This is a genomic window from Streptomyces sp. NPDC091377, assembly GCF_044757045.1.
GTDB lineage: Bacteria > Actinomycetota > Actinomycetes > Streptomycetales > Streptomycetaceae > Streptomyces.
The window spans coordinates 212,274-222,643 of the sequence record NZ_JBIVUE010000006.1 but is presented as its reverse complement, the minus strand read 5'-3'; the positions used below and the strand labels follow the sequence as shown (position 1 = coordinate 222,643).

The following is a 10,370-nucleotide window of genomic DNA, read 5'->3' as shown; positions in this document are numbered from 1 at the left end:
TCCGTGGGTTACGGAACGGGCGGCTGGTGCCGCCGCACGGAGGCGGCGGCACCAGGAGGGACCACAGGCAGGTCAGGCGACGTTCGTGGTGCAGGCACCGCAGGTGGTGCCGCAGTTGTCGTCGGTCAGGTTGACCAGCCCCGCCGGGTCGGCGATCTCGACGAGGGAGACGTCCAGGTCGAAGCCGTCCGACGCTTCCGGCGCCTGGGGGCGGACCTGGGTGAGACTGGGGATGACAGTGTTGCGCGTCAAGGTGACTACCTCCTTGTTTCGTGGGTTCAGTGATGAATGCGACCGACGGGTCTTCGATCCGTCGCCCGTGAGCTGAAGCTCGGCCCAGACCTCCTTGCCCCATCGGCACCTGTCCGAGCCGTACAGGTCATAGCCCCAGCAGTCCGACACCGCGTCGATGAGAAGCAGGCCGCGGCCCGACTCGTCACCGTGATCCGCGTGACCGGCGGCGGGCAGACGCTCCGGTTCCCAGTCCACGACGCCTACCCGGACTCGCGACGCGCTCGGGCGTCCCACGGTCAGGCGGATGTCCTGGCACGAGGTGTGCTTCGACGCGTTCGCGATCAGTTCCGTGACGATCAGCACGGCACCATCAGCGAGCTCATCGAGGCACCACGCGCCCAGGACGCGCTGAACGAGCTTGCGGCCGGTCTCAGCGGTGGAGGGCTGGCACGGGATGGTCTGGCTGTAGACGGGGCGCCCGACACGGGCGGCATGAACAGGTGTGTTGAGACTCGTCATGGGGATGGAGCCTTCGGTTTGTCTCGGTGCCCGGTCCGCCCCTTGCGGGATGTGAGCGTGCGGACCGGGCCGTCAACGCCGCCCGGGATGGTGGGCGGCCGACACCCAGGCAACCCCGCCTTCCGCCCTGCTGGTTAGGGCCATCAGGCACCCGCTCGACGGGTCGACCTAGGGCGATTTGACCCAGCGTTTACCCGACGGCTGGGCGACGCGAGCGCTACCGTGCCGGGATGGATGCCACGCGCAACACCGTTCTTGAGGCGTGGATGGCCGAGCACGGCTACAGCTCCAACAGCCTCGCCGACGCTGTGAACAGGTCCTTAGAGCAGTTGACCGGAAGGCCCGGAGGTCTCGACGGATCATCGGTCCGGGGCTGGAAGGCCGGCCGTGTGAGGTGGCCGAAGTCGGCCACCCGCAAGGCGCTTGAGGACATCGCCGGACTGCCCGCCACCGCTTTAGGGTTCATTCCACGGGGCAGGACCTTGTCCACCCTGGTTCCACCGCAGCAGGAGGCCCCTGACATGAAGCGCCGTACGCTCGTCGGCGGAATCGTGACGGCCGCCGTCGCGGCGGCAGCCCCCGCTGCCGCGTCGCCACGCCAGATCGGCATGAGCGACGTCGACCGACTCCAGAAGCGCTTCGCCGAGATCGTCGCCAGCGACCACCGCCATGGTGGACAGCTCGGCATCGAGCAGCGGGCTGCGGCCCTCGCTGACGAGGCACTGAACCTCCAGAACGCGGGCAGCGCGACCCAACGCGTACGCAGCAGCCTGTACGCCTCCGCGGCGGCGTTCCGCTCCTCCGCGATGTGGGCCGCGATCGACGGTCGGCGCTACGACGACGCGAAGAGCCACATGCGGGAGGCCCAGACCCTCGCCGAGATGTCCGGGGACCAAGCGATCAAGTTCCGCATCTGGAGCCACACGGGAACCATGTACCGGCACCTCGGGCGCCCCGCCGACGCCCTTGCCGCGAACGACGTGGCCCGCAACCTCTTCCTCACCCGGCGCGACCCCCTGTTCGCGTCCCTCGGCCTGGCCCGCCAGGGAGCCATCCAGGGCACGGCCCAGGACCGCAGCGGTATGCGCCGAACGTTCGACCAGGCGCAGGAAGCCATGCTGCGCTCCGACCCCACGGACTACCGCCCGGTGTGGATGCTCGCCTTCTACGACCAGGCCGAGCTGGACTCCCTGGCACTCTCCGCGAACCTGGCCCTGGGCGACTACCCGACAGCCGAGTACCACGCCCACCGCTGCCTGGCCGCGCTCCGCCCCCACATGATCAGATCCCGCGCCATCGCCACGACCCGCCTCGCCCACGCCCAGCTCGCACAGGGCGCCGCGGACACCGCCACGGCCACCGCGATGAAGGTCCCCGCCCACGTCGCCACCCACCACGCCCGGGTAGCCCGCATGCTCCAGGAGTTCGGCGCCGCCCTCCGCGCCACCGCCCCCGGCAGCACCACCGCGCAGACCTGGACCGAACACGCCGCCACCTGGAGGACCACCGCATGACCACGGCCCCCGCCATCGAGCTGCGAACCTTCACCACCCTCGGCCCCGTCCGCGGTGACCTCCTCGACGTCTACGCCGACGTGCGCGCCCCACTCCTCCACCTGCCGAACTACGCGGTCACCACCTTCGGCGAACGCCTGGACCGGCACAGCACCGAGCCGGGATTCACGACCGCCCTCGCGTACGCGGACGGACATCCGGTCGGCTATGCCTACAGCAACAGCATCGAGCATGGCGACCGCTACTGGCAGCGCACCAGCCCGATGCCGGCAGACAATTACACCGAGCGTGCGGCCGTGGCCTTGAAAGAGATCGGCGTCCGGCCGACCTGGCGGAAGACTGGCACCGCCCGCCGCATACACGACGCCCTCCTCGCCACTCGCAACGAGCCGTACGTGACGCTCATGGTCAACTCGGCTGCCGGCGAAGGAAAAGTCCACGCGCTCTACAAGTCGTGGGGATACGAGGACATCGGACAGAGTCAGCCCTCACCGGCCTCACCGGTCCTCACCGTAATGATCCGCGCCATTCGCTGACCGGCGCCCAAGGTGACCCGCCGCGTGCGAACGGATCAGCCGCTCGAAGTTGGCTACATAGCCAGTTCGAAGTGGACAGCCGACGAGAACAGCCGGTGTCGATCTCTCTCTACAAACGAATGAGTCGCTGTGCGTTCGCGGTATTTCAAGGCGTGGGAGGAGAGCCATGAAGTATTGGCTATTAGCCGCCGAGAACAAGACGTCCGCGTACGAGATGACCCGCAGATCTTCCCCGTCGGCCGGGGGCTGGGATTCGTCGCTTTCAACCCTCACCCGCCTCGGGGTTGAGGAAGGCGACGCAGTCCTACTGTGGCGGAGGGGCCGAGACGGCGGCGTAGTGGCGCTGGGGGAGATCGCCAGCACGACCCCTGTGGGGTCCGAGACGCTTGATTGGTCGCTCGCGCGGCTCATAGAGAGGGGCAACGAGGGATCGGCTCCCCCTCATGTGAGAGTGCGTCTGTCCTTCGGCAAGCTCTCGTTCGCCGCCCCTGTCTCGGCCCCGGTACTCCGGACTTCGGGCCTTGATCACGTAGTGAAGCGGGCGCGGTCAGCGACTATAGGACGCCAGCTGGTTGCGCTCAATCTGGCCGCCAGGCGATGGAGAGATTTGATTCAACTCTTGGAGGAGGTACAGGCACCGGATGACATGCCCACAACTTGGAGCATTCCACCCGGGGCAGTCGTCAAACGGAGCGAACTGCACGATGTCTACGGAGGCAGCCCGCGACTCACTGTCGGTGCCAGTGGGAGGACTCCCAACGCATTCCTCTTCCTCGATCGCTCCGTAACAGGCCAACTTGCCCCTCGATGGGATGGCCCAGTGCTGCTTGCTTCCGGACAGTCACAGTGGACCGACACCATCTCGGACGACAACCTGGCCGCGCTCGGGCACAGGCGGCGCGGGGTACCGCTAAGGGTCTTCGTCGCGCACCGCAGCGAGAGTCTCTATCTCGGGGAGTTCGCGATTGAACCCGAATCACCGGTGGAGCGCTGGGTGGATACCGGCAAACGAGATATCACGCCCTCCTACGCTCGTCAGCCACACATAGTGGACACTCGAGCACCGCTCTTCCGGCTTCGCCAGCTGAACGGCTTCTCGATGCCAACGGACGAGGTAGACCCGTTCCGGAACGTCTCTCGCATCAGCCTTCGGCTGCAACCTGTCGGTAACCAGCCAGCCGCGACCGCCATCCGCAAGCTCCTTACCGTTCTGGAAAGCGAGCCAGCAACCGCCGCGTCCCTCGTTGAGCTCGACGAGGCTCAGCTGCTCGCGACTCTGGTTCAACGCGCTCGACGGCAGGCTGATCTGGATGAGCTGCGCGCCGCAGTCGAGGACCCCGAAAGCAGCGAAGGCGACCTGCAGAGACTCGTCGAGCGGATGACCTGGATCTTCGGGGGCGAGTTCCTGCCAGGCACGGTCCGCCGCAACATCACCCTGCGAGACCAGCTGGACCTGGCTCTGCTCCGGCCAGACGGCACCCTGCACGGCGTCGAACTCAAGAAGGCCAACATCAAGCGGCTGGTCACCGGCCAGCGGAACCACCTGATTGTTGGCACAGAAGTCAACAAAGCGGTCGGGCAGGCAATGAACTACCTACGCGAGCTGGACGAGAAGCGCCCACAGATCTTAGTGGACTTGGGTATCGATTGCCGACGCGCGTCGATGACGGTCGTGATCGGGCACAACGGATTCGTGACCACAGATGCATCGCCCCAAGAGATCGACGAAACCATTCGTACCTTCAACTCATACCTGACGCGTTTGAGCGTCACTACATACGGCCGCCTAATCGAGAACGCGCAGCGGACAATCAACCTGACGGCCTCAGGCCGATAGGGGGCTGCGCGTATATCGCAAGAGCCTGGACTCTTGATCGGCCTCACGTGCGGGCGCGATGCGTGAGCGGACGGTCCGGCGCAGCGTCACGAGCTGGATGGGATACGACGCCCCAGGGCGCTGATCAGGAAGAACAGTGCCCTGCGGTAGGGTGTAGCACTACCTGGCAAGGATTCGATCCCACTCCGACTGCCCGCAAGGTCGGACGCGGAGCGGCCCTCTTCATGCGAGTCGCGTAAACCAAGTGACCACCCTGTGAAAGGAAAGGCACTCGGATGACGTATGCCTCATACGAGGTTAGGAAATCTCGGGCGCCATCCGAACTGCCTGAGTCCGACTGTGTCAACCACGACGGCATGGTGCCCCAACCTCAAGGTGAACGTCTCCTCGGAATAGTGCAGGCCCCGCTTCGGCAGATCTGGACACTTGAGCATCTCCACAACGCTGCGAAGCGACGGCGGGTCTCCGGCCTCAATGAGATAGCGCAACGAGGTCGGGTAGATACCCTGCACGGAAATCGGCCGTAGACAGAGCTGCTGAGGTGTGCCCACGCCCCAGGTCATCTCGATCTCACTCAGCTGGGGCCATCCGTCCGACAGTTCGGCCACGGCAGTCCCTGACTCCAGTTCGCCACGCACCCTTTCCAGCTGGTCTGCGGCAGAGGTGACCCAGTTCTCCACTTTACCTACTTCTCGCCGCGTGACAGCGTCGATGGGCCACTTGATTTCGAGGCAGATTCCCAGCTTATTCTCGGCGTCGACAGCTATGACGTCCAGGTCGCCCGCGCGTTTTCCATCAGAACGCAGCACCTTCACACCACTCCGTGCCACTACCCCCGGAATCGCGGCAAACCAGTCCTCCCACTCTTTTGCCCGTTTCCCCAGGGTGTGCCCCACCCGACCGAACCGACTCGTATCTTGAGCCGCCGTTCTCAGCGCAATGGCATCAACCGCCCTCGAAGTGATGAGAGGAGGACAAAGAATGATCTTTTCTCGACTCTCGACGAGCGGCGCGGTCCGGGCCGAACGGCCCACCCGATAGGTCAACCGCTCAAGCAGGTCGTCGATATGTGCGGTCGAAATTTCGGGGCGCAGCCGGCTCAAGACATCGACCATCACCTGCCGATCCAGATGAGCAAGCGTGCTCTCCAGCCTCACGGCAGAGCGTGCCGCAAGTTCACAGAGGTCGGCAAGCCCCATGATGCCGGCCAGGAGAACCGTGGCTTCCCCCATAGTGAGTCCGTTGCCGAGGGCGAAGGAATCGGGCAAGTATCCTTCCGGCGCAGACTTCCTCCAGGCGTCAATAGACACCATTGCCCGATCTGCGGACGCCTTCAAAACCTCGAACGGCGGCCCTTCACGCGACTCGACGGGGCGAGCCCGGGCCCACCTCCGTTCCACCTCGGAAAACGGTGGTAGTTCTCTGGGGCGCGCTCGTGATTCCAGATACATGTCGGCTGCCTCAAGGGCCACATCCCAGGTGTGGCGAACTCGAAGATCCCTGCCTCTGCGCCTCACCGAATAACCACCCATGCGGATACTGTGTTCTATCTGCTCCCACCGCGAGAACTCGATAGCGGAGGTGAGCACTTCGAAAGCCGCATCCTCATCACAGTCACCATCACCAAGCGGAAACTGGTGATGCCACTCAATCACGAACTCAAAGAGGGTCTCCCAGGGAACATCAGTGTATATCCCGGCACCCATCTCCTTGGCTCTCAACTCGGCCGCCTTTCGCAGTAGCGCGTAGATGCGCCCCTCTCCTGCACTCCACACACGGTGTAGCCGCAGTGCGGACCTCTTTCTGGAAATCTCCTCCAGAAGCTCTTCCGCAGGTTTCATTTCTCTCCCCCTCGCCATCCGAAACCCTCGGCATGGCATCGGTCAGATACCTGGACGCACCCAAGCACAGACCACAGCCTTGGGTCTCCGTGTGATCCTCGTACACCAAGCAGTACGACACCACCAGATTGCCAGCACCACATTCGTTAGCCTCGATCTTTCTTGAGGGTCCACCGACGGATTCGGTGGACCCTCAAGAAAGATCGAGGCTAGGGGGCTTCAGGCCCAGATATCACCCGCCAGCACGATGAACAGGCGTGATCCAAATACGAATGCTGTCGTGATAGCCGACTGCTGCGAGGAGGCCACCATCCGGAGAAAACGCAACGTCGTACGCCTCACCGAGGGAGGCATCGAGAGAGCCGGGAAGTGGCTGGCCGTCAGCCACATTCCATAAGCGCACTGTGCCATCCATCACTGCACCGGCCAAGAATTGACCATCCGGCGAGAAGGTCACTGCGCTCACGGCTTCTTTCTGAGCAGACGAGCAATCACGGACAGCGTTGCCCGTTCCCGAGACAAGTGGATCCCACAACCGCACCGATCCATCGCCCCCTGCTGAGGCCAACAGTTTACCGTCAGGCGCGAACGCAATACCACAACATTTCCCAACGCTTATGCATCCGGTCACCTCCCATGTGGCGGGTGACCACAGCTGCGTTATCCCGTCGTATCCGGCAACGGCCAGCATGGAGCCATCGGGGGAAAACGTAAGCCCGTCGACCCGGGTTTGCCCCACATCCAGAGTCCTGATCATCTCGCGTGTAGCGGTGTCCCACAGGTACACACACCCTACGAATCCGGCTGCCGCCGATAGGCTTCCGTCGGGGGAAAACGCCAGACTGTCGAGGATCCCCTCACTGTCAGGCAGGCTTCCCCCCACAGGGACGCGGAAAGTCACGTCCCACAGCCACACTGTTCCATCATCAGCCGACGAAGCAAGAAGCCGCCCATCGGACGAGAAGGTCAGGTCACGAACGATGTCGCGGTGTCCGGCGAGGGGGTTCGTGACAGCGTTACCCATGGGATCTTGCAGATATATGACCCCGTCGCAGCCGCCCAGGGCCAGGTACTGCCTATCGGGTGAGAAGGCCAATGCGTCGTACTCATCGGCAGGGCCCTGAACATGCCTCAGAGCTACGACGTATCCGCATTCTAGGTCGTCCGCAAGCGCCTGGAGGGCCAGCGGACTTACGGCTCGCACTGGGGCGCGCTCCGAGATACCTACACCTGTACTGCTGCGCTGCGACCGCATATGGTCCAGGTCTCGCCACCGTTCGCGCCACACCCCCATCTCGGGAGTTCCGCGTGCCACGAGACAGCGCTTGCCGTCCTCGTCGTACGAGAGCAACGTGCGCACCAGAGACATCAGGGTGTCCAGCCGCTGGAGCCGCTTGCCGTTGAATGCCTCACTGAGGGCGGAGACTGATAAGGGACTTGCACCCGGCATAGCAGCCGCGCGGGACACGATCATGTTGAGCGTGGGGCCCCCGCGATCGGCTCGCAGTTGCCGTAGCTCCTCAGCTAGCCGGTCAAGCCCGACCGAAAATTCGGTCTTGTTCGGCGCGCTCATCTGTCCACCCCCTGTTGCGTCTGGCGCCTACGCTAGGGGACCTCAGTCCGTGCCGCGCCGAAATCCGCCGAAACTTCGGCGGCATCACAACTTCGTTCGTGCAATGCAGGTCTACAGGTCTACGGGCTAGGCACTGTTGCCATGGGATGCATGACGCACTCTCAGGACCCTCAAGTTTCTCCCCCGCCTCCACACTCAGAGCCTGGTCACTTCATGACCGTACGCACCGCGCTCATCCTCCTGGCATCCGTAGTCATCGGCGTAGTCACCGGCGGCCTCGCCCTCCTCTGCGGCACTCAGCCCGCTGGTGCCGCTCTGGCCGGACTGACCAGTGTCGGGGCTTCCGTACCCGTCCTGCATGCCCTCATCCAGTAGGAGACAAAGAGCGGCTGGCTTCCAGGACACGGCCTTCATGCGTGCGCGATGCGTGAGCGGACTGCGCGACACAAGGCGTCTTACGAGGGATCGACTACACGGTTGCGCGCTACTGAACAGGGGAAACAGCACTGCGAAGCAGGGTCGAGCCCCCCCCCGGCAAGGATCCAATCCCACTCCTAAAGCGGGTGTCGCAGGTTCGAATCCTGCCGGGGGCACAGCGTTGATCAGGGCAGAGGCCCCGGAACTCCCAGGTCAGGGAGGGTCCGGGGCTTCTCTCTTTCCCCGCCTTCCCACCCTGGCTACACCTTGCCCACAGGGTGAATACGGCCTCACTGCCGGAGTTGATCTCCCAAATATCCCCTAAACGATCATGCTGCTTTGGCAGGTGAGGTGAACGCAGGGCGAGGGTCGGGTGTGCCGGACCGCCCACAAGGGGGCGTTCCGTCGGGGTGGTCGGCATGTCTACGGGTTTCAGATCGCCTGACCTACGAACCGATACATCCGGAGTCATGACCTCAATCTTGTGTCCTATCTTGAGACGCACATACATTCGAAATCAAGAGGGTGCGAGGACGCGAGCATCACAAGCTCCAGCCGGTCAGATGTGTGCGGCCGGTCTGGGATCGACATCGCGACGTACAGCCGCATCGAGCAGGGCCACTCCAGTCCCCTCCTTGACACTCTGATCCGTATCGCGGATGCGAATGGCGTGCCGCCGGCCGATCCGGTTCGGTAAGCGGCCCCCGGCCGGGACCGCTGGTGAATCCGGCCGCGAGGAGCGGACGGTGGGTCATGACGCGGCCGAGGTCGGGCGCGGGGGCGAGCCGTCCAGGGCTGCTACAGGTTCATGGACGGGCGCGCTCTGTCGGCGACTTCTCGGGCACAGCTCGCGACACACGTGGATGTCGGCGCCGGGCCCGCTCGCCCCCGGATTCATGATCACCTCGGCGATCGCCGGGATCAGCGGCCGGTCACATCGAGCGCAGTTCACGTTCCGTCACTTGGCCGGTCAGGGACTCGTAGTGGTCGCACAGGGCCATCACCGAGCGGGCGAGAAGCTGTACGTGCGCGAGGCCCGCGGTCCGGGTCGCGGCGGGCTCTTTGTCGAGCCGCTGCCGTGCGTCCTGGACGCCGACGAGGGCGCAGGCGCTGGGGATGTCGCCCTCGGGGTGCTTGGTCGTCGCCTCCTGGACGGCGGGGATGGCGAGCATGAGGTGGCCTCGCAGGCGGCTGGTGATCAGCTCCAGCTCGTCGTCGGTGACCATGCCCATCTGCCCACCGAGGATCCGTCGGGCGGCGTCGCGCATCGCGTCGAGGTCGAGCGCGCCGCTCACGGCTCGACGTGTGGCGAGCCGGTAGAGCGCGCGGCCGATGTCGCACATGGCCTTCCGCTCCGTGCACTCCTCGCAGACGGGGACGTGGTCCAGCAGTGCTCGGTGCGCGCGGTCCCCGGTGTGTGTGCGGCAGGCGCGGGGGAACCAGTGGACGCCGGTGACCCGCTCGCCGAGGTCGACGGCGCAGTCGCCTGCCAGCGGTTCCTCGTCGCCGTCCCAGACGCAGACCGCGCCGCGGGCCTGGTCCGCCGTGAGCGCGTCGAGCGCAGGGAGGGCAAGCAGTTCGACGGCCGCGGGCGAGATGTTCCGGATCAGGACGCTCATACGGGGGCTCCTCGCTGGAGTGCGTGTGCCAGTCGCACGGCGACATCCGCCCTGACGCGGCCCAGGTTGACGAGCGCGGGGCTCGGTGCGCCCGGGGTGACGGCGAGGGACGGCAGCACTATGCCGACCTGGTCGAGTGCGGCCCGGAGGGACTCCACGGCGGTGAAGGGGTCTACGGCGTCAAGTGCCGGAAGTTCTGGGCCATGAACCGGACGCTAGGGAGCGACACTTGGAAGCAACCAGGCGCCTTTCTTGATTTTTCTCGCCCCGTACCTTGCTT

Annotated in this window: 10 protein-coding genes and 1 pseudogene; 5 read left to right on the top strand and 6 right to left on the bottom strand. The window is 64.9% G+C overall.

Annotated elements, in window-relative coordinates; all coding sequences use genetic code 11:
- Positions 1–72 precede the first annotated feature (72 nt).
- On the bottom strand, positions 73–252 hold the full coding sequence (locus ACIQNG_RS15765) for an FxLD family lanthipeptide (protein WP_361964527.1): 180 nt from the start codon (positions 250–252) through the stop codon (positions 73–75).
- 60 nt (positions 253–312) lie between these two features.
- Positions 313–753, bottom strand: a pseudogene (locus ACIQNG_RS15760) (ATP-binding protein); the annotation flags it as partial.
- Positions 754–983: 230 nt separating this feature from the next.
- On the opposite strand from ACIQNG_RS15760, the gene ACIQNG_RS15755 reads away from it, so the two are divergent.
- The 3 genes from ACIQNG_RS15755 (at position 984) to ACIQNG_RS15745 (ending at position 4,640) form a co-directional block, all read left to right on the top strand.
- On the top strand, positions 984–2,267 hold the full coding sequence (locus ACIQNG_RS15755) for an XRE family transcriptional regulator (protein ID WP_401485407.1): 1,284 nt from the start codon (positions 984–986) through the stop codon (positions 2,265–2,267).
- Positions 2,264–2,803, top strand: a complete 540-nt coding sequence (locus tag ACIQNG_RS15750) for a GNAT family N-acetyltransferase (protein ID WP_401485405.1) — start codon at positions 2,264–2,266, stop codon at positions 2,801–2,803. The genes ACIQNG_RS15755 and ACIQNG_RS15750 overlap by 4 nt, the downstream gene beginning before the upstream one ends.
- An 820-nt stretch (positions 2,804–3,623) precedes the next feature.
- Complete coding sequence (locus tag ACIQNG_RS15745) at positions 3,624–4,640, top strand: Shedu anti-phage system protein SduA domain-containing protein (protein WP_401485403.1); 1,017 nt, start codon at positions 3,624–3,626, stop codon at positions 4,638–4,640.
- 287 nt (positions 4,641–4,927) lie between these two features.
- On the opposite strand, the gene ACIQNG_RS15740 is transcribed toward ACIQNG_RS15745, so the two are convergent.
- Together ACIQNG_RS15740 and ACIQNG_RS15735 are read right to left on the bottom strand one after the other, a co-directional pair.
- Positions 4,928–6,481, bottom strand: coding sequence for a hypothetical protein (locus ACIQNG_RS15740; protein WP_401485401.1), 1,554 nt, complete (start codon positions 6,479–6,481; stop codon positions 4,928–4,930).
- 232 nt (positions 6,482–6,713) lie between these two features.
- Positions 6,714–8,054, bottom strand: coding sequence for a WD40 repeat domain-containing protein (locus ACIQNG_RS15735; protein ID WP_401485399.1), 1,341 nt, complete (start codon positions 8,052–8,054; stop codon positions 6,714–6,716).
- Between the two features lie 213 nt (positions 8,055–8,267).
- On the opposite strand from ACIQNG_RS15735, the gene ACIQNG_RS15730 reads away from it, so the two are divergent.
- Both ACIQNG_RS15730 and ACIQNG_RS15725 read left to right on the top strand, forming a co-directional pair.
- Complete coding sequence (locus ACIQNG_RS15730) at positions 8,268–8,429, top strand: hypothetical protein (RefSeq protein WP_401485397.1); 162 nt, start codon at positions 8,268–8,270, stop codon at positions 8,427–8,429.
- A gap of 526 nt (positions 8,430–8,955) precedes the next feature.
- Complete coding sequence (locus tag ACIQNG_RS15725; protein WP_401485394.1) at positions 8,956–9,168, top strand: helix-turn-helix domain-containing protein; 213 nt, start codon at positions 8,956–8,958, stop codon at positions 9,166–9,168.
- A gap of 235 nt (positions 9,169–9,403) precedes the next feature.
- Here ACIQNG_RS15725 and ACIQNG_RS15720 read toward each other — a convergent pair whose 3' ends face one another.
- A complete protein-coding gene (locus ACIQNG_RS15720; protein ID WP_401485392.1) occupies positions 9,404–10,090 on the bottom strand; it encodes a DUF6415 family natural product biosynthesis protein in 687 nt (228 codons plus the stop codon).
- Positions 10,087–10,248 (bottom strand): hypothetical protein, encoded by a 162-nt coding sequence (locus ACIQNG_RS15715; RefSeq protein WP_401485389.1) that lies wholly within the window; start codon positions 10,246–10,248, stop codon positions 10,087–10,089. The genes ACIQNG_RS15720 and ACIQNG_RS15715 overlap by 4 nt, the downstream gene beginning before the upstream one ends.
- Positions 10,249–10,370 lie beyond the last annotated feature (122 nt).

What these genes read in the sequence shown, in the direction of transcription:
- ACIQNG_RS15735 (WP_401485399.1), bottom strand. Translation starts at nt 8,054, where the DNA reads ATGAGCGCGCCGAACAAGACCGAATTTTCGGTCGGGCTTGACCGGCTA.
- ACIQNG_RS15740 (WP_401485401.1), bottom strand. Translation starts at nt 6,481, where the DNA reads ATGAAACCTGCGGAAGAGCTTCTGGAGGAGATTTCCAGAAAGAGGTCC.
- ACIQNG_RS15720 (WP_401485392.1), bottom strand. Translation starts at nt 10,090, where the DNA reads ATGAGCGTCCTGATCCGGAACATCTCGCCCGCGGCCGTCGAACTGCTT.
- ACIQNG_RS15730 (WP_401485397.1), top strand. Translation starts at nt 8,268, where the DNA reads ATGACCGTACGCACCGCGCTCATCCTCCTGGCATCCGTAGTCATCGGC.
- ACIQNG_RS15755 (WP_401485407.1), top strand. Translation starts at nt 984, where the DNA reads ATGGATGCCACGCGCAACACCGTTCTTGAGGCGTGGATGGCCGAGCAC.
- ACIQNG_RS15750 (WP_401485405.1), top strand. Translation starts at nt 2,264, where the DNA reads ATGACCACGGCCCCCGCCATCGAGCTGCGAACCTTCACCACCCTCGGC.